Source organism: uncultured Pontibacter sp., from assembly GCF_947502515.1.
Lineage (GTDB): Bacteria > Bacteroidota > Bacteroidia > Cytophagales > Hymenobacteraceae > Pontibacter.
Map to the genome: position 1 here is coordinate 42,308 of NZ_CANNAI010000012.1, position 18,837 is coordinate 61,144.

Consider the following 18,837-nt stretch of genomic DNA (forward strand, 5'->3'; position numbering starts at 1 on the left):
CAATGTCGAGTACAGATATCTCTCTAAATAAGGATGTTCATCACGCTCACGACGAGCATGATCATCATCATGACCAAAACTTCTTTGAGAAGTACATCTTCAGCCAGGACCACAAAGTTATTGCAAAGCAGTTTCTTTTTGCGGGTATCTTCTGGGGCTTTGTAGGTGGCTTCCTATCTATTATTTTCCGTCTACAACTTGGCTGGCCTGAAGCTACTTTTACTTTTCTAGAGCCAATCTTGGGCAACTGGATCGTAAATGGTAAGCTAGACCCGGAATTTTACCTGGCATTGGTAACCATGCACGGTACCATCATGGTGTTTTTCGTGCTAACGGCTGGCCTGAGTGGTACTTTCAGTAACTTCCTGATTCCGCTGCAGATTGGTGCCCGTGACATGGCATCTGGTTTCATGAACATGCTTTCTTTCTGGATTTTCTTCCTGGCAAGTGTGATCATGTTTATTTCCCTGTTCATTGAGACAGGCCCTGCAGGTGGTGGCTGGACAGTATACCCTCCACTAAGTGCGCTTCCTCAGGCAATTTCAGGCTCAGCTATGGGTATGACACTGTGGCTTGTGAGTATGGCACTGTTTATCGTGTCTCAGTTGCTTGGTGGTGTAAACTACATTACAACTGTCATTAACCTTAGAACAAAAGGTATGTCGATGACGAAGTTGCCCCTTACTATCTGGGCCTTCTTCCTGACTGCTATCTTAGGTCTACTTTCATTCCCGGTTCTGTTCTCTGCTGCATTGCTATTGATCTTTGACCGTAGCTTCGGCACAAGCTTCTATCTTTCTGATATCTATATCGCTGGTGAGGCTCTTGCACATACTGGTGGTAGCGCGATCTTGTTCCAGCACTTGTTCTGGTTCCTTGGTCACCCAGAGGTATATATCGTAATCCTTCCAACATTCGGTATTGTTTCCGAAGTAATCGCTACTAACTCTCGTAAACCAATCTTCGGTTACAGAGCCATGATTGGTTCGATGTTAGGTATCTCATTGCTATCATTTGTAGTATGGGCGCACCACATGTTTGTGACAGGTATGAACCCGTTCCTGGGATCAGTCTTCATGTTCCTGACACTAATAATTGCAGTACCATCAGCGGTAAAAGTATTTAACTGGTTGGCTACGCTTTGGAGAGGTAACATCCGTTTCACAACTGCTATGATGTTTGCGATTGCCTTCGTATCGCTCTTCATCTCGGGTGGTTTGACAGGTATTATCCTGGGTAACTCTGCATTAGATATACAGTTGCACGATACATACTTTGTAATTGCTCACTTCCACCTTGTAATGGGTGCGGCTGCTTTCTTCGGTATGTTCTGCGGTATTTACCACTGGTTCCCTAAAATTTTCGGTCGTATGATGGACGAAAAGCTAGGCTTTGTTCACTTCTGGTTAACATTCCTGTCTGCTTACCTGGTATTCATGCCAATGCACTACATCGGTATAGCAGGTTTCCCAAGAAGATATTACTCTTGGACAGGCTTTGATGCATTCAATACATTTACTGACCTGAACAGCTTTATCAGTATCGCTGCTATAATGGGCTTTGCTGCGCAGTTGATCTTCCTGTTCAATTTTATCTACAGCATCTTCAAAGGTCGTCGTGCTACTGCTAACCCATGGCACTCAAACACACTGGAGTGGACAACACCTGTTAATCCAGGACACGGTAACTGGCCTGGTGAGATCCCAACAGTATACAGATGGCCTTACGATTATAGCAAACCAGGTGCTGCTGAGGACTACATCCCACAGAACGTACCTTTCTCTCAGACGCAGTCTTCGAACCTGCCGTACGAGAGGGATTTAGAATAGCTTAAATGACAGATAAATCTTTTCCATACAAAAGGTTTAGAAATATTGGAGTACTTACAGTGTTAGCTGTGTACTTTCTAATATTAGTTGGAGGAATCGTGCGAAGCACGGGCTCAGGAATGGGATGTCCGGACTGGCCCAAGTGTTTTGGCAGTTGGGTTCCTCCAACTGATGTTAGCCAATTGCCAGACGATTATCTGGAAGTCTACAAAGAACAGCGTGTAGAGAAAAACAAGAGACTGGCAGGGTTTCTGGATAACATAGGTTTCGACAAAGCAGCAGGCGAATTGAGAGATCACCCGCTTCAACACATAGAAACAGATTTCAATGTGACGAAGACGTGGATAGAATATATCAATCGTTTGGTAGGGGCTGTGATTGGGATATTAATATTCCTGACAGTGCTGTATGCTATACCTTACCTGAAAACTGACAAGCCTGTTTTCTTCCTCTCATTCTTAAGTTTTGTACTAGTTGGAATACAGGGGTGGTTGGGCTCGATAGTCGTGTCTACAAACCTGCTACCAGTAACCATTACAATCCATATGGCGCTGGCGCTGGTGCTTGTAGCCTTACTGCAGTATGCGGTGATTCGTTCGCAGTCTGCTTTTATCGTACCACGATTTGATGCTTCGAAGCAAATGTTCTTTGTTATTGGACTGGTAGCTGCTGCTACTTTTGTTCAGATACTAATTGGAACACAAGTGCGTGAAGAAGTGGATATTGTTGCCTTCGAAATGAATGGTAGCAACAGGGATCTTTGGGTAGACCAACTTGGTTCGAGTTTTTATATCCACCGATCTTTTTCAATCCTGTTACTGGTACTTCATCTTTATATGGCTTATTTAATCTATAAGCTAAGAGATCGCCAGTTGAGTATGATGACGAACTGGATGCTAGTGTTACTGGTTGCTGAAATAGCTTTTGGGGTGATTATGGCTTATTTTGCCATACCTGCTTTCCTGCAACCATTACACTTGACGATAGCTACCTTACTATTTGGTGTTCAGTTCTTGATATTAATTTTTTATTACTACGCCTCCAAAAAGGCGGTTGAAAAACCGGTAGTGGTTCTTAGCTAATGATTACAGATAGATCAGAATCGGTACTGTCTCTAGCCAATATGGCACAAAAGGCATCAGCATATTTTAAGCTTCTGAAGTTCAGATTAAGTTTTACAGTAGCTTTCTCAAGTGCTATAGGCTATATACTAGGACATCCGGGTGGAAGTTGGATACAGATAGCATTGGTCATGCTGGGTGGGTTGATGGTCACTGGCGCTGCCAACATTGTGAACCAGATACTGGAAAAAGACTTGGACAAGTTAATGAAGCGCACTGCAAACAGGCCGCTTCCAACCAATACACTGAGTGTAACTGAAGCAGCTATTTTTGGCGCGCTGATAGGAGTTGGCGGTTTGTTTATTTTAGCGAGCTTTTTTAACACATTGACAGCAGCTATTGCCTTGTTGTCACTCGTTCTTTATGGTTTTATATATACGCCGCTTAAGCGTATCAGCCCTATCAACGTTTTTGTTGGTGCTATACCTGGGGCTTTACCGCCACTGATCGGTTGGGTAGCCGCAACTGGTGTTATTAGCGTTGAAGCATGGATCTTATTCGGAATACAATTTATCTGGCAATTCCCTCACTTCTGGGCTATTGCCTGGGTATTGGATGAAGATTATAAAAAAGCAGGATTCAAAATGCTTCCTATGGAAGGGGGCAAGAATTTGAAAACAGCAGTCCAGATTATGATTTATAGCTTAGTATTGATTCCGCTTAGCTTACTGCCTTTGCAGTTTGGGATGACCGGAACTACTTCAGCGCTGATTGCTGTGATCTGTGGTGTATTATTTCTGGCTCAGACATTTCATTTAATGCGCACATGTACTAACAAAGCGGCGATGAATATTATGTTTGGGTCTTTTTTGTATTTGCCTATCGTGCTGATAGCATTCGTTTTAGATAAAATTTAGGATATGGATATGGTTGCCAAATCATTGGGAGAGGAGAACAACACAGGAGGAGTACATCCATTAAAGTTTACACTGTGGTTGCTTATTATTAGTATAATTATGATGTTTGCAGCCTTTACAAGCGCTTATTTGGTGCGTCGTGCAGAAGGCAACTGGCTCGAGTATGACCTGCCAAACATCATGTTGATCAACACAGTAATTATTGCTTTAAGCAGTGTTACGATGCAGCTTGCCCATAATGCTGCAGCTCAGGATAATATAGCAAAACTACGCCTGATGCTGTATTTGACTTTCGGATTAGGAATTGCTTTTCTGTTCGGACAGTGGAATGGATGGGCTGAGTTAGTTAATAACAATGTGTTCTTTGGGGGAGAGTCTAGTAACCCTTCCGGTTCATTTATGTATGTATTAACAGGTGTACATGGTTTTCACCTGATCACTGGTCTCATTTATGTGGCGGTGGTAATTGTATCAAGTCTACGTTACAAAGTTCACTCGAAGAGCATGCTGCGTATTCAGCTATGCACCATTTATTGGCACTTTCTGGGTGGCCTTTGGCTATACTTGTATCTATTTTTGAGATTAAATCACTAAACACGTTTTTTTCAATACTAAACTATGTCTACATCAACTACGCTGGAAGCACCTAAAACAGGTACATGGGATGGTGGTAATGAACCATTAAAAGCGAGCTATGGAAAACTCATGATGTGGTTTTTCCTACTCTCTGACGCCTTTACTTTTGGTGCACTCCTGATTGTTTATGGCCTGTCTCGTCACAGTCATCTTCCTTACACTGGAAGTCCGGATGACTTTACATTCTCAACTGAATGGTGGCCAATACCGGAGAAAGTTTTTAACGCCTTCCCTGGATTCCATGGAGTAGATCTTCCATTAGCGTTTGTGGCCCTGATGACCATGATCCTTATTTTGAGTTCTGTTACCATGGTATTGGCAGTAGAAGCTGGTCATCGTATGGATAAGAATGATGTACAGAAATGGTTAATGTGGACGATTCTTTTCGGTGGCATTTTCCTTGGTTGCCAGGCTTGGGAGTGGGCTCACTTCATCTCTGGTACTGACGAGGGTATGCTATTGGCAGATGGTACACGCATCTTTGGTGCTAACCTGACCATGAATCAATATGGTCCGCCTTTGTTCGCCGACTTGTTCTTCTTCATCACTGGTTTCCACGGTACGCACGTATTCTCTGGTGTTGTACTGTTGGTCATGGTGTTCATTAACACAGTGAATGGTGTATACCACAAACGTGGCCACTACGAAATGGTAGAGAAAGTTGGTCTTTACTGGCACTTTGTAGACTTGGTTTGGGTATTCGTATTTACCTTCTTCTACCTGATCTAATTTATAAATCATAAACTATCACAGCTGCAGTTCCCGCCTGGTGCGGGACTGCCTCTCTAAAACATAAAGTATACTATGGCAGCTCATTCGGATCACTCCAAAGATCTTCACCAGACAGGTGAGATACCAAAAGCGCAGACAAAAGTTATCTGGAAAACATTCTTTATCCTGGTAGCCTTAACTGCAGTAGAGTTCCTTTTCGCCTTTACAATGGACGCAGGTACACTTCGTAATGCGATCTTTATAATTTTGACCATCTTTAAGGCGTTCTACATTGTAGCGGAGTTCATGCACTTGAAGCACGAGTCCAAAGCCTTGATCTGGTCTATCCTTATACCTATGGCCCTGGTTATCTGGCTAATGGTGGCTTTGATTTCAGAAGGCAGCTATTACTTCGATTCGATCAGAAATTACTTCAACTAAGTACACATATTATGAGTAACTCAAAGGCACTAATATTAGGCATCCTACTATTAGTGCCTCTTCTTATTTTTATATTTATCGGAAGCTTCGGTGAGCACCACTACACGCTCCGTAAATATTTTCCTCAGGTTACCGCTTCAGGTGAGGTACAGCGTGATGCCAAGGGGGATACACTCTTCAATCAGGTGCCTGCTTTCCAACTCACTTCACAGCAAGGCCAGGCAATCTCTCAAAAAGACCTGGACGGTCATATCTATGTAGCTGACTTCTTTTTCGCGACTTGTCCCGACATTTGCAAAGCAATGTCTTCACAAATGGTGCGTGTGCAGGAAGCTTTTCAGGATGAGCAACAGGTAAAACTGGTGTCCTTTACTGTTAATCCTGAATATGACACCCCTGAAGTACTAAGCGAATACGGTGACCGATATGGAGCTGACCCGGCCAAGTGGTATTTCTTGACGGGTGACCGTGATAAAATCTATACCTTAGCTCAGAAAGGCTTCTATTTGCCTGTTATGAAAGTAGAAGGCCAGCAGGACTTTATTCACAGTGAAAAATTTATGCTGGTAGATAAAGACAGGTATGTCCGCGGGATATATGATGGTACTGATAAGGAGGATGTGGATCGCCTGATTCTGGAAATTAAAGTTCTTTTAGATGAATACAGCAAATCAAAATAGCCCTGCGGCTGGCAGTGAAAAGAAGTTCTTAATACTGATTGCCATTTTATCGATTGCTATACCTGTCGTTGTGGCTATGCTTTTCTTTATGCCAAAGGAAGGCTCAAGCAGTGTGGATGTATCTTTCCTACCTACGCTCCATGCAATACTGAATTCTTTAACAGCATTTGCTTTGGTTATTGGCTATTACAACATTCGTAAGGGAAATATCAGAGTGCACCGTAATGCCATGGCAACTGCCTTTGGCCTGTCGGCTGTATTTCTGGTGTCGTACGTGACTTACCATTTTTTGGGGGAGCGCACGATATATGGCGGGGATGGCTTTCTTAAGCTATTTTATTATTTTATTCTTCTGACACATATCGTTCTTGCTGTGGTGATTGTACCGTTGGTACTGCTTTCCATGTATTTTGCTTTTTCAGAGCAGTTCGTACGCCATCGTCGTATATCAAAATGGACGTTCCCAATTTGGCTTTATGTAGCCATAACGGGTGTACTCGTGTATATTTTGATTTCTCCGTACTATAGTTAGAACCAGGAACATTTAACACTTGTTTTATGATCATGAAGCGCCAATTATCTAAAATATTTATTCTCGGCCTGATGATGCTTACGCTAAGTCTGGTATCTACAGAGGCCTACAGCCAATGTGCTATGTGCCGCGCGACGGTTGAGTCAAATGTTGGTACAGGTAGTACCGATTCAGACTCTCAGGTAGGAGCAGGATTGAATACTGGAATCCTATACCTGATGCTGATACCCTATGTACTGGTAGGTACAGTAGGATTTCTGTGGTATAAAAGCAGTCAAAAAAAGAAAGCCGCTAAAACCGCATAAGCACTGAATAGCTAAGTAGCATACTTTGTTATTCTTCCTTAGCAGCAGCGACTATTTTCAATTCGTATTATAAACCACATGCAGGCAGCAAGTCTTGCATGTGGTTTTATTTTGTCATCAAGTTTTTTGGTGTGAAATTTGATCCGGTTTTGTTCCGGATTACACATTTCTTCCGGAATTAAACATGCCTTGAGGCTGTTAGTTACATTTTAGCTGCCTAAAGGTCATGCTCTTATAACACGAAATGCTTAAATTCGTGGGTAATCCATGCTGCTTTGAACCGTAATTTTGCGCCAATACTCTTATTTGCTCTTGCTGTGCTGTGCTTTATGGCGACAGCTTTTTTGCATTATAAGGTACCGGCTTCCTGGCTCCAAGCCGATAGAGAGCAGACGCAGCAGCGTATAACACAGCGGGTTCAGGCCCTCTTGCTGGATGCTCACCAGGAGTCTGTGCAGCTCGGTGAACAGCTGCAAACAGGCCGAATAAGCTTCTCAAAACTTCTATCCAAAACACACTACCCTACTTTTGTCTATAAGAATGGTCGTTTGCTGTTCTGGTCTGACCATACTGTTATACCAGACCTTGACATGCCCCCGACAGTTCGCCATACATCTACTATTCGTAATAGTTATGGCACCTTTGTGGTCATGCCCCATCGGGTCCATGATTATGACATCTTCACTTACATTCCGCTTCAGATAGATTATGGTATAACAAATGACTACTTGTCGTCGGGTTTGCAGAAAAGTATTTTTGGGAAAGCAGACGTTCGGCTAGTGCTTGATAACCCGGGGCAGTTGCCACAGGTAAAGACCAGTGAAGGTGAATTCCTGTTTGCACTCGATCATGGGTCCGATAGAATCGATTCTGGGTTTGATGACATCCAACTTATTCTGCTCACTTTAGGGGCTGTTCTTTTTGTTTGGTTCAGCATTTCGTTAAGCAAAATCTTCTTGGTACGTCAGCGCTATACCCAGGGTATAGCGCTTTTACTGATCCTGCTGGTTGGATTCAGGCTTGCGCTCCTGTTGCTCAATCTGCCTTTTCTGATAGTAGAAACAGAGCTTTTTGATCCGCGCCTTTATGCTGCGTCATTTTGGTCCCCTTCAGTAGGTGATCTGGCACTGAATGTACTATTGCTTGTTACGGTCGCCTGGGCTGCTTATTACTTGTTTCACAAAAATGAGGTATTAAACACCGTTAAAGCGTATTCGGCTGACAAGAGCAAAGTAATACTTGGGGCTTCCATGTTGGGGTTTTTCGTGTTGCTAGCCATTTTATTCCGCTTTTACTATGGCATATACCACAACTCTCCGTTAGCACTCGACATTAACCAATCTATTGCGCTGGAGCGGTATAAATTGGTAATGTACAGCCTAATGTTCCTGCACACGGTGGCACTGAGCCTGTTTGGCTATATGTTGGCTTCTATAGCCAATGTGCTGTTGCGCAAGTCAAATGGCTGGTGGTCCTATAAGATTCTGCTGGGAGTTACCGTCATACTTACCTTGCTGGCTCTGGTATTAGATATGCGCTGGCTGCCCGTGCTTCTGATAGGCTTCGTTTTCTGGATTGTGATTCTGTTGGCAGCACAGCACCGGCAGGCAATCAGTTTACCATACCGCACCTATCTGTTTTTCTTTCTCATCATCGCAGTAAGCAGTTTGACAGGTGCAGCCTCGCTTTACACCCACTTCCAGAGCGAGCTGCTAGCCTACAAACAGAAGTTCGCTTTTGACTTGATGCAGGGCAATGATGTGCTGGCTGAGTATCTGCTGGAAGAAGACGTAGCAGTTCGGGTGTCTGAAGACGCCCTTATACAATCCAAGATGAAGGGGCCTTATGTTGATGCCTACTTTATTAAGCGCAAGATATCCCGCCAATTTCTTCCGGACTATTTTGACAAGTATGAAGCGAATATCCTGTTGTTTGACAGTCAAGGGCGTACACTTGAAAGTGCCGACACCACAGCTGCTACATTGGATGAGCTAAGGCAAAAATATGCCGTACCACAGAACAGAACCGAGTATGATAATCTATACCTGGTCAATGACCCTGCCCGTCCGCATACCCGCTTTTACCTTAAGTTGATTGAAGTACCCCTGGGTACACAGTTGTACGGAACGATTGTGCTGCAATTGAGCCTCAAGGAGCTGCTTCCGAATAGCCTGGTGCCTGAGCTATTAGCAGGGCAACAGCATCAGCAGCCTTTCAGAGCCGATATCCTGAGTTACGGAATTTATGAAAAGGGCCGGCTGACATACAGCGAAGGTGAGTTTGACTATGCCACCAACTTCGATAGGAGCGAATTGGAACGAAGTGAACTGTACCGGCAGGGAGCAACCGAAGAGGGCTTTCACCACTTAGGTGTTAAAACCGATTACGGCCCGACCGTGATTATCACGACAAGTAAGTATGGAGCCCGTGAAGTACTCTCAAATTTTTCTTTTCTGTTCCTGTACTTTACCGGCTGTCTCATTGTGTTGGCGGTGCTTTACATACTCCTGAATCGGGAGCGACTGCGTGATTTTCAGCCCAACTTCAGTACCAAAATCCAGCTTTTCCTGAACTTCGGTATCTTGCTGCCCCTCATGCTGGTGAGTATCGTAACGGCTAGCCTGGTGACCGGCTCTTACAAGAAAGACCTGCTTTCGTCATACGAGAAAAAAGGCGAGGCTATACAGGACCATCTGAGCAGACCGACTACGCTGGAAGTGCTGCCCGACCGCAATCGCTTGTTGCGACGTGTTGCCTCCATTGCAGCTTTATCAGAGGCTGATGTGAGCCTTTATGATCGTAACGGACGCCTGTTGGTAACAAGTCAGCCGTTAATTTTTGAGTCAGGGCTGCTATCCAAACTAGTCAATCCACACGCTTTTGCGGCTATATCAGAGCGACAGGCTTTGCGTGTTCTCCTCGATGAGCATGCAGGTAACCTAAGCTTCAATGCGCTATACCTGCCACTTCGTCCTGACAATGATCCGGAGAAGTTGATTGGCTTTATAGGTATACCTTTCTTTGACTCAGAGCGACAGCTGGACCTGAAGCTGATCGAGCTGATTACGACAACGATGAACATTTTCACAGTCATGTTCATCGTGTTTATCATCCTGACCTTCTTTGCTTCCAGAGCCCTGACGGTGCCGCTTCGTATGCTGGCCGAAAAGTTGAAACATACCTCCCTGACCGGCAAAAACGAAATGCTGGCCTATGAAGGGGCTGATGAGATCGGGATGCTGGTGAATGAGTACAACCGTATGCTACTGACACTGGAGCAGAACAAGGTAGAACTGGCGATGCGTGAAAAGGAAGCAGCCTGGCGGGAAATGGCGCGGCAGGTGGCACACGAGATCAAAAATCCGCTTACCCCGATGAAGCTTTCGCTGCAGTACCTCCAGAAGGCCATTGCAGAGAAGAACCCGAACACGGAGCAGATGATCAACAAGATCTCGCATACGCTGATCACGCAGATCAATATTCTCAGCGATATCGCCACCTCGTTTTCCAACTTCACTTCCATGCCCGAGCCGAAAGCCGAGTTGATGGACCTGGGGGCTGCTCTGCACAAAGCCGCCGACCTGCACACAAACCCGGCATCTGTGAGAACGAAACTGCGTATGCCTGAAGAGCCGGTGATGGTGATGGCCGACGAAGCGCTGATGGTGCGTACGTTCAACAATTTGCTGCTGAACGCCATACAAGCGGTGCCTGCCGACCGGAAGCCTGTGATCAAGATAGACTTGAAGGTGGATGGGAATAACATGGCGCTGGTGTCTATAGCTGATAATGGTAGCGGTATACCTGCCGAGATTCAGCACAAAGTATTTATACCTAACTTTAGCACCAAGTACACAGGCTCAGGTATAGGCCTTGCTGTTGCCAAAAAAGGAATTGAGAACGCAGGAGGTCACATTTGGTTTGTGACAGAAGAGGGAGAGGGGACGACGTTTTACATTTCTTTACCGCTGGCCACCACATGATTCGAGGGTTGATCACCGGCATCTTGCTGTTGCTGCTGAGCCTGCCTGCGCTGGCCCAGGCTCCTGTGAACAACCGACATTGCAAGTGGCTATACCTCACCGATTATCCCCAACAACTCGATACACTGACAATTGATGTTAGCTCCATCACGTTCGTAGGTCCCCGAAAAGACCAGTTCAAATTTGACTATAACTACTATACCCACGAGTTTAAACTGACCGAGTTTCCGGCGCCTGCTTATCAGATCATGGATACGCTTGGAACGGTGGTGCCTATACCTGATTCGGTGCTGGTATGCTATAGAACCTTGCCACTGAGTCTGGCCAAGCCTGCTTATCGCCGCGACATCATGAAGCTGGACCGGAGTCCGTCGTCACGGGAATTCTACAAAGAGGACTTTGCCCAACGGGAAGAAATTTTTAAAACTCCTGGACTCAACAAAACAGGTAGCATATCACGCGGCATTTCCTTCGGTAACACGCAAAATGTATTTGTAAACTCGGCGCTGAACCTGCAGCTTGACGGTAAACTGACAGATGATATCAGTATTACAGCGGCCATCACCGATCAGAACATACCTTTTCAACCTGAGGGGAATACGCAGCAGCTGAACGAGTTTGACCGTGTGTACATCACGCTCAAGCATAAGCAATGGCAGCTGTCGGCAGGGGATGTGGTGCTGCGTAGTAAGCCGTCTTACTTCATGCAGTTTTACAAAAACGTGCAGGGCGGCGCATTCGAGACTACTTTTGGCAAATCACCGGATAAACTGGGTACTACCACTGTAGCCGCCTCGGTGTCGAAAGGCAAGTTTGCTTCACAGGCTGTAGAGGCATTGGAAGGCGTGCAGGGACCCTACAGGTTGCGCGGCCCCAATAACGAACGCTTCATCATTGTACTGGCTAATTCGGAGCGTGTATTTCTGGACGGTCGGCTGCTGACCCGTGGTTTCGACTTCGATTATGTGATCGACTATAACCAGGCTGAGATCACCTTTACGACACGCCACGTCATTACCAAAAACTCCCGTATTCGGGTAGACTTTGAGTACTCCGACCTCAATTATAGCCGCAGCATCTACCACGCCAGCCACTACCAGCAACTGGGCAAAGTGCAGGTATACGCCAACTACTACAATGAATCGGACAATCCAAACAATCTGCTGCACCTCGACCTGCGGGATGACGAGAAACGCCTGCTCGCAGGTATAGGCGATAGCCTGAACATGGCCGTTACTTCAGGAGCGACGCAGGTGCCTTTTGATCCGGCACAGGTGCTCTACGCCCAGCGGGATACATTGGTAAATGGTATACCTGAGCAGGTATATGTGTTCTCCAGCAATCCGGACTCTGCAATATACAATGTGCGGTTTTCAGAAGTAGGGGCGAATCGGGGCAATTACGTGGCGGCTAGCAATGCAGTGAATGGTAGGGTATACCGATGGGTAGCACCGGTCAATGGCGTGCCGCAGGGCAACTATGCACCTGTGCGTATTCTGCCCACGCCTCGTAAGAAGCAGCTGATCACGCTGGGCGGTAACTATGAACTGGAGAAAGGCGTGAATTTCTTCCTGGAAGGCGCCGCTTCGCAAAATGATCTCAATCGCTTCTCCCGCCTCGATGCCATGGATGATAATGGGGCTGCCATGCGGGTAGGTTATGCGATACAGGATCGACAGCTTTCTTTCCTGGGCAAATACCGCCTCAACAGTACGCTCAACTACGAGTATACTGATGTGAACTTTGAACCCATCGACCGTTATCGTCCTATTGAATTCGATCGTGACTGGAGTCTTGACAATCCGAATCAGAAAGCCGAAGACCATATCTTTAACTTCTCGGTAGGAGCGGTGCAGGACCCGCAGAACCTGGTGAACTACCGCATCAGCCGTCGCTACCGTCACCAGCAGGTAGATGGTACGCAGCACCAACTGGACCTGAACCGTGAGTTTGGTAAGCTAGAGTTACGCAATAGTTTCTTCATGCTGCACAGCGACCAGTCCACCCGCGAATCAGAGTGGTATAGGGGCGATGTAGGGGCCAGGTATAGGCTCGGTAAAGTTGAGCCCGGCTATATGTACCGCTTTGATAAGAACAAACTTACCGCTATCGGCAGTGACTCTGTGACGGGTTCGGCCATGTACTTTGACGAGCATGTGCTTTTTGTGGAGAGTCCTGATACCGCCAAGACACGCTTTCGGGTGGACTATAGCTACCGCACCGACCTCCGCCCAACGGCAATTGGGGAGATGGGAGCGCCGGAAGTAGGGCAGACCTACAATGCCATGCTCCAGCGCAGGTATGGCCGTGACAGTGATATCGCCCTGCAGGCTACTTACAGAAATCTGAAGCTTGAACAGGGCCAGGACGAAGAAACTGTACAATCGCGCATAGACTGGAACACCTCTTTTCTGGATGGCAGCTTCCGTTCTGAAATGAGTTACTCTGTGGGTACAGGCCGTGAACTGAAGCGTATCTTCGTGTTCCGGGAAACCATGCCGGGGCAGGGCACGCACTATCTCCGTGAAGGCGGCAACCCCAACGACCTGAACGATTACCTGGAGGCACAGACAGTGGACCAGCGCCGTTTCATCAAAGTATTCCTCCCTACGGATGAGTATATTAACGCCTATACCAACCGCTTCACCTATCGTCTGAATAGCAACGTGCCCCGCAGTTGGCGCAGCGCCGAAGGCTTCAAAGGCTTTATGGCTAAGTTCTCAGCCCTTAGCTTTGTAAGCATCGACAAGAAGACGACAGATGATGAGGTGATGAACCGTTTTAATCCATTCAGCGAAGATTTTGAAGATGAGTTTCTGATCTCATTGGTGAAGTCGCTGCGTAATACGCTCTACTTTAATCGGAGCAATCCAAAGTATGGCTTGGAATACACGGTGCAGCAGAATCAGCAGAAATCGCTTTTGGCGAACGGTACCGAAACCCGCAGCGTGGGTAATCACCAATTGATCGCCCGTCTGAACCTGAATGAAGTGCTGAGTTCCAAGATCAGCCTGGCTCAGAACGTGCGTGACAACCGCTCTAACTTTCTGAACTCGAAAAACTTCAGTATCGTGTCACAGGAGCTTACGCCGGAGCTGGCTTACCAGCCTAATGCGAAGCTGCGTTTTACAGGCACCTATCAACTGGCCCTACGCGAAGACAAACTTTCACCAGCCGATGCAGAGCAGCAGGCAACTTTTCACGAACTGGGCTTGGAAACAAAGTTGAGTCAGGTCAGCAAGCGCACCGTTTCAGGACTTGTTCGTTGGGTGAATATTGAGTTTGATGGCGATATGAACTCCTATGTGGGATACGAAATACTCAACGCACTACGCCCTGGCAATAACCTGACCTGGTCTTTTAATGTGCAGCAGCGTCTGAGCAACGGCCTCAACATCTCACTCAACTATGATGGTCGCAAAGCCAACAGTGTAGGTGCAGTGCATACGGGCCGTACACAGGTATCGGTATTGTTTTAATTCATGCGCTTGCTTTTCAGCAGTTTTGCATTGATCATATCCAGCAAAGCAGCCCGGTAGCTCGATCCCATCGGCACCACACTGCCAGTACTCAGCACGATCTGGTTGCCTTCTACGGTCTTGATTTTGGGCAGGTGCACGATGAAGGATTTGTGTACCCGGGCAAAATCGGTAGTGGGCAGGTGCTCTTCTACTTCTTTCATGCTCAGGTAGGTAGTCAGCTTTTCAGTGGCAGTCTGGATACGCACGTAGTTTTGCATCGCTTCTACATAGCTTATCTCCTCGAAGTTCACCCGTACAAACTTGCCTTTCACATCCGTTTTGATGAAAAAGTAGCTGTCACTTAGCTCTGCAGCAGGTATAGCTTGCTTTGGCTGCAGACTCTCCTTTACTTTGGTTACACCCTTCAGGAAGCGCTCGTAGGAGATGGGCTTGAGCAGAAAATCAACAGCATTCTTCTCGAAAGCCTGGTAGGCATAGTCCGGGTAGGCAGTTGTGAAGACGACGGTAGTGCGGCTGTTGATGAGTCCGGCCAGGTCGACACCCGAAAGCTGTGGCATGTCGACATCCAGAAATGTGATATCCGCTGTTAGCTGCCCTGAAGCAATTGCGTCGAGGGCTTGCAGTGGGTTTTCTTCGGCCCCGATCAGTTGCAGGCCAGGTGTGTTCTGTATGTACCTGGACAGTACCTCGAGCGCATGGCGCTCATCATCTACTACATAGCATGTGATCATGTCAGCTTTATTTTAAGGTGCACGGCGTGTCGTTGTTCGTCTTCGTCTATTGTCAGGGTATAGTCCTGTTCATCATAAAACTCACGCAGGCGGGTTTTGGCATTTTGTATCCCAATGCCATACCCGCGACCACCATGGTGCTTGCGCTTTTTGTTGGAGGTACTGAAGTGGAGCGTATCCTGTTGATTCGCGACTGAAATACAGGCAGTTTGTGTCGGGTCGGTGAGGTCACCATGCTTGAAGGTGTTCTCCACAAAAGTGAGTAGGAGCAGCGGCGGAATTTTGCCCTGTAGCCTGCCGCTGCACTTCATTTGTAAATGGAGTGGATAGCTGAAGCGCAGCTGGTTGAGGGCTATGTACTTTTCGATGTGTTCCACTTCGTACTGCAAGTCCGTTTTTCCGTCTTCATGCACCCGTTGCAGGGCGTAGTGCATTACCTCTGAGAGTAGCAACACGCCTTCCGAAGCTTTTGGCGATACATCCTGCACTGAGTTGTAAATGAAGTTAAGCGTATTGAAGAGCAGGTGCGGACTGATCTGGGCTTGTAGCAGTGCGTTCTGAGAGCGTACCAATCCTTTTTCGAGTTCAGCTTTTTCACGCTCAGCCTGTAGCCCTTCCAACTCCATCTGATTGATGCGCTTTTGGTTCTTGATGGTCTGACGTAAAAACCAGTAAGCCGTGCTGAAACTCAGGAAATAAAAGCAACGCCATGTAGCCCGAAGAAACCATATTTTGTCAGGGTTAAATTCCCGGGGTACATCACGGAATGGATTGACCAGCTTTTCTATGCCAAACTGCATGAGGAGGTAGGCACCTATAATGGCAGGGACTAAAGCCAATAATAGCAGTAGTTTATTATACCTAAGCGTATTGTGTAGTACAACATGTGCGAAGAAATAAAAAAGACTAATGTTTAAGGTATACCAAATCATCCACTCCCATAGGGCGGTAATGTTAGGATTGATGAGTGTGACAAGCGATACTTCATAAAAAATGAAGACAGCCCAGCCCAGAACATGGTATAGAAAGTGACGGTATTTTACGCTTTTAAGCATCCCTAAAACAACGCATTACTTTGCTAACACGCAACACCATTCATCTACAGCAAAAGACTGTTTGTGTAATATTCTTTCCTCTTTATATAGTTATTTCTATCTTTAGTATAGGTTGGTTGAAAAAGAATAGTGTAGGCTTACGAGGTATAACCGGTGAGCCTACCTATACTGCCTCTGACCTTTAGCAATTACTGTTATCAAGCATACCTTCTACTACCGATGAAACAGCTTATCCCGAAGAAGTACCTCTTACCCTTCCTCTGCTTATCTTTTCTGTTTTCTTCCTGTAAAAAAGAGCTCGAAGAAGTTGAGGTGGATCCCGTCGTTGCCTGGGAAGCGCATCAGAAGTTCCTGTATAACCAACGGTTTATTGTCAATCTGCATGCTGCTGAAGCTGAAGACAGGTTGCAGGTTTTAGGCATGTACATATTCTCTAAAATATCCCATGCAAGGAAAGGGTCAAAGGTGAGTAACTATATGCACCCTTTCAGAGACCTGTCACACTACAAGTATCCTATGAACTCCGATATATTCACAGGAGCAGAAGATGGCAGTTTATATTTCAGATCAGTGAGCGACCCGGTGACGAGCGGAGCAAACCTCAGAATATATGCCAAGGAAATTGATCCTGATTTTCTTGAGTTTGAACTGGTAATGTCTAACGCGCTGGAAAGCATGGCTATCTCAGAGAACAATGTTGCTCTAGTGCCATACAGGTATGCGAATGAGAAAACCGGAAGATCAAGTCTGCGGTATTTTCTGGTGAAGCTAGGGGTTGACAAATCCAATCAGAGTTTTAATAAGATAGTGTTAGAGGAGGTTAAGATACTTACACCTGCTCAGGAAGGTGGCTTTGTCCGGTATATGCGTTCACACCAGAATAACTTCTATGTTGCCACCGACTGGGGATTCTATAAGATATCGGAAGAAGGTGAAATTGATTTTCAGATGCCGGATCAGGTAGCTTACGCGACATTTGAGCACAAAGGCGACCTCTATGCCATTGCCAGACATGGAAGACAACAAACACATGCTTTGTTCCGATCTATGTCCGGACAATCCTGGTCTTTGGACGCGCATACCGGGAATGTAGCCGAGTGGTTCAACTATATTACCATCAGCGATGACGTAATACTGGCCTTTCGCCATAGCCAGATATTTGAGGTGGAGGTAGGTATAGATAAGCTGCAGTTAAGAGAACTTGACAATACCGGCCTGGTAGGTCACACGATCACTTCTATCGCTAAAGTGAAGAACAAAGTATACATTGGCACCCAGTCTGGTTTGTTCAGCAAAGCAGCGGAACATTTGCTGACTTATAAAGAGGAAGAAAAGAAATAGCAACTGGAGTAAGGCCAAATGCAAGGCCCCGCCTATGAAACCATAAACGGGGCTTGCTATACCTGCTGAATTATCGTTCAGCTAAATAATGACTTGTTAATAGTATTTTCCCTCCATCAGGTAATTCTGCACATAATCTTTCACACCTTCTTCTAAGGTATAGAACTCGCGGTTGTAACCGATAGAGCGGAGTTTACTCATGTTCGCTTCTGTGAAATACTGGTAGTTGTCGCGCAAGTTCTCCGGCGTATCCATGAAGTCGATGTTAGGCTCTATGCCCATGGCATCGAATGTGTTGAGGGCCAAGGCCATGAAAGTACGGGCCTTACCAGATCCCAGGTTGTAGATGCCGGAATTCTTGCGGTGCTGCATCAGGAACATGCATACCTCTACCACATCCTTCACATACACAAAGTCACGCATCTGCTCACCGTCGGCAAAGTCGGGGTGGTGTGAGCGGAAAAGCTTCATGCTGCCTTTTTCCTTGATCTGGTTGTAAGCATGGAAAATAACAGAAGCCATTTTGCCTTTGTGGTACTCGTTAGGGCCATACACGTTGAAGAACTTCAGACCTGCCCAGAAGAAAGGTTTCGCGGTTTGCTCCAGTGCCCATATATCGAAATCGTTCTTAGAATCACCGTATGGATTAAGCGGCTTCAGCAAAGGGATAGTAGCCTCTTCATCGTCGTAGCCGAGTGTGCCAGAGCCATAGGTAGCCGCTGACGAAGCGTATACCAGCGGGATCTGGTATTCGCAGCAGGCGTTCCATACCTGTTTGGAGTAATTGAGGTTGAGGAGGTCAAACACATCTTTGTTAAACTCCGTGGTATCGGTGCGGGCACCCAGGTGGAAAATAAACTCTACCTCTTCGTAGTTTTCGTCCAGCCACTCAAAGAAACCGTCGCGGTCTACATACTCTTTTATCCTTTTACCCTTCAGGTTTCCTTCTTTTTTGGCGACAGAGAAATTGTCCACCACCACGATATCATTAAAATTAGCTGCGTTGAGCCTGCTCACAAGGCAACTCGCAATAAAGCCGGCAGCACCAGTTACAACGATCATAATTCAGTTTTATAGGCTGTAAAGTAATATTGCGTTAAATTTACGAAAATAAACGGAGCCGAGGCGTACAC

Annotated in this window: 15 protein-coding genes; 12 read left to right on the plus strand and 3 right to left on the minus strand. The window is 46.2% G+C overall.

Going from position 1 to position 18,837, the window contains the following annotated elements; all coding sequences use genetic code 11:
* Nucleotides 1–2 precede the first annotated feature (2 nt).
* The 11 genes from Q1A54_RS20040 (at nucleotide 3) to Q1A54_RS20090 (ending at nucleotide 14,574) form a co-directional block, all read left to right on the plus strand.
* On the plus strand, nucleotides 3–1,829 hold the full coding sequence (locus tag Q1A54_RS20040; protein WP_299991765.1) for a cbb3-type cytochrome c oxidase subunit I: 1,827 nt from the start codon (nucleotides 3–5) through the stop codon (nucleotides 1,827–1,829).
* A gap of 5 nt (nucleotides 1,830–1,834) precedes the next feature.
* Nucleotides 1,835–2,911, plus strand: coding sequence for a heme A synthase (locus Q1A54_RS20045; RefSeq protein ID WP_299991767.1), 1,077 nt, complete (start codon nucleotides 1,835–1,837; stop codon nucleotides 2,909–2,911).
* Nucleotides 2,911–3,807, plus strand: a complete 897-nt coding sequence (cyoE, locus tag Q1A54_RS20050) for a heme o synthase (RefSeq protein ID WP_299991770.1) — start codon at nucleotides 2,911–2,913, stop codon at nucleotides 3,805–3,807. Before Q1A54_RS20045 ends, cyoE begins: the two co-directional genes overlap by 1 nt.
* 3 nt (nucleotides 3,808–3,810) lie before the next feature.
* Complete coding sequence (locus tag Q1A54_RS20055) at nucleotides 3,811–4,401, plus strand: cytochrome c oxidase subunit 3 (protein WP_196114580.1); 591 nt, start codon at nucleotides 3,811–3,813, stop codon at nucleotides 4,399–4,401.
* A gap of 24 nt (nucleotides 4,402–4,425) precedes the next feature.
* A complete protein-coding gene (locus tag Q1A54_RS20060) occupies nucleotides 4,426–5,172 on the plus strand; it encodes a cytochrome c oxidase subunit 3 (protein ID WP_196114581.1) in 747 nt (248 codons plus the stop codon).
* 75 nt (nucleotides 5,173–5,247) lie between these two features.
* Nucleotides 5,248–5,595, plus strand: a complete 348-nt coding sequence (locus Q1A54_RS20065) for a cytochrome C oxidase subunit IV family protein (protein ID WP_299991773.1) — start codon at nucleotides 5,248–5,250, stop codon at nucleotides 5,593–5,595.
* Nucleotides 5,596–5,606: 11 nt separating this feature from the next.
* Nucleotides 5,607–6,275, plus strand: coding sequence for an SCO family protein (locus Q1A54_RS20070; RefSeq protein ID WP_299991775.1), 669 nt, complete (start codon nucleotides 5,607–5,609; stop codon nucleotides 6,273–6,275).
* Nucleotides 6,253–6,807 carry a DUF420 domain-containing protein gene (locus Q1A54_RS20075; RefSeq protein WP_299991777.1) on the plus strand — a complete coding sequence of 185 codons (555 nt, stop codon included), beginning with the start codon at nucleotides 6,253–6,255 and terminating at the stop codon, nucleotides 6,805–6,807. The genes Q1A54_RS20070 and Q1A54_RS20075 overlap by 23 nt, the downstream gene beginning before the upstream one ends.
* Before the next feature lie 26 nt (nucleotides 6,808–6,833).
* Nucleotides 6,834–7,112, plus strand: a complete 279-nt coding sequence (locus Q1A54_RS20080) for a hypothetical protein (protein ID WP_196114584.1) — start codon at nucleotides 6,834–6,836, stop codon at nucleotides 7,110–7,112.
* A gap of 329 nt (nucleotides 7,113–7,441) precedes the next feature.
* The gene (locus Q1A54_RS20085; RefSeq protein WP_299991780.1) at nucleotides 7,442–11,095 is read left to right on the plus strand and encodes an ATP-binding protein; all 3,654 of its coding nucleotides are present in this window, start codon (nucleotides 7,442–7,444) and stop codon (nucleotides 11,093–11,095) included.
* Nucleotides 11,092–14,574, plus strand: a complete 3,483-nt coding sequence (locus tag Q1A54_RS20090) for a hypothetical protein (RefSeq protein WP_299991783.1) — start codon at nucleotides 11,092–11,094, stop codon at nucleotides 14,572–14,574. The genes Q1A54_RS20085 and Q1A54_RS20090 overlap by 4 nt, the downstream gene beginning before the upstream one ends.
* Here Q1A54_RS20090 and Q1A54_RS20095 read toward each other — a convergent pair.
* Nucleotides 14,571–15,308, minus strand: coding sequence for a LytTR family DNA-binding domain-containing protein (locus tag Q1A54_RS20095; protein WP_299991786.1), 738 nt, complete (start codon nucleotides 15,306–15,308; stop codon nucleotides 14,571–14,573). The genes Q1A54_RS20090 and Q1A54_RS20095 overlap by 4 nt on opposite strands.
* Entirely contained in the window at nucleotides 15,305–16,147 is an 843-nt protein-coding gene (locus tag Q1A54_RS20100) for a histidine kinase (protein WP_299991789.1), read from the minus strand. The genes Q1A54_RS20095 and Q1A54_RS20100 overlap by 4 nt, the downstream gene beginning before the upstream one ends.
* A 435-nt stretch (nucleotides 16,148–16,582) precedes the next feature.
* Here Q1A54_RS20100 and Q1A54_RS20105 point away from each other — a divergent pair, with 435 nt between their 5' ends.
* On the plus strand, nucleotides 16,583–17,704 hold the full coding sequence (locus Q1A54_RS20105) for a hypothetical protein (RefSeq protein WP_299991792.1): 1,122 nt from the start codon (nucleotides 16,583–16,585) through the stop codon (nucleotides 17,702–17,704).
* Nucleotides 17,705–17,800: 96 nt separating this feature from the next.
* Here Q1A54_RS20105 and rfaD read toward each other — a convergent pair whose 3' ends face one another.
* Nucleotides 17,801–18,766, minus strand: a complete 966-nt coding sequence (gene rfaD / locus Q1A54_RS20110; protein WP_299991794.1) for an ADP-glyceromanno-heptose 6-epimerase — start codon at nucleotides 18,764–18,766, stop codon at nucleotides 17,801–17,803.
* Nucleotides 18,767–18,837 lie beyond the last annotated feature (71 nt).

Bases quoted from the DNA above. Each gene is read 5' to 3' on its own strand.
- Q1A54_RS20095 (WP_299991786.1), bottom strand. From the start codon at position 15,308: ATGATCACATGCTATGTAGTAGATGATGAGCGCCATGCGCTCGAGGTA.
- Q1A54_RS20080 (WP_196114584.1), top strand. From the start codon at position 6,834: ATGATCATGAAGCGCCAATTATCTAAAATATTTATTCTCGGCCTGATG.
- Q1A54_RS20085 (WP_299991780.1), top strand. From the start codon at position 7,442: ATGGCGACAGCTTTTTTGCATTATAAGGTACCGGCTTCCTGGCTCCAA.
- Q1A54_RS20065 (WP_299991773.1), top strand. From the start codon at position 5,248: ATGGCAGCTCATTCGGATCACTCCAAAGATCTTCACCAGACAGGTGAG.
- Q1A54_RS20040 (WP_299991765.1), top strand. From the start codon at position 3: ATGTCGAGTACAGATATCTCTCTAAATAAGGATGTTCATCACGCTCAC.
- Q1A54_RS20055 (WP_196114580.1), top strand. From the start codon at position 3,811: ATGGATATGGTTGCCAAATCATTGGGAGAGGAGAACAACACAGGAGGA.
- Q1A54_RS20075 (WP_299991777.1), top strand. From the start codon at position 6,253: ATGAATACAGCAAATCAAAATAGCCCTGCGGCTGGCAGTGAAAAGAAG.
- rfaD (WP_299991794.1), bottom strand. From the start codon at position 18,766: ATGATCGTTGTAACTGGTGCTGCCGGCTTTATTGCGAGTTGCCTTGTG.
- Q1A54_RS20045 (WP_299991767.1), top strand. From the start codon at position 1,835: ATGACAGATAAATCTTTTCCATACAAAAGGTTTAGAAATATTGGAGTA.
- Q1A54_RS20060 (WP_196114581.1), top strand. From the start codon at position 4,426: ATGTCTACATCAACTACGCTGGAAGCACCTAAAACAGGTACATGGGAT.
- cyoE (WP_299991770.1), top strand. From the start codon at position 2,911: ATGATTACAGATAGATCAGAATCGGTACTGTCTCTAGCCAATATGGCA.
- Q1A54_RS20070 (WP_299991775.1), top strand. From the start codon at position 5,607: ATGAGTAACTCAAAGGCACTAATATTAGGCATCCTACTATTAGTGCCT.
- Q1A54_RS20105 (WP_299991792.1), top strand. From the start codon at position 16,583: ATGAAACAGCTTATCCCGAAGAAGTACCTCTTACCCTTCCTCTGCTTA.
- Q1A54_RS20090 (WP_299991783.1), top strand. From the start codon at position 11,092: ATGATTCGAGGGTTGATCACCGGCATCTTGCTGTTGCTGCTGAGCCTG.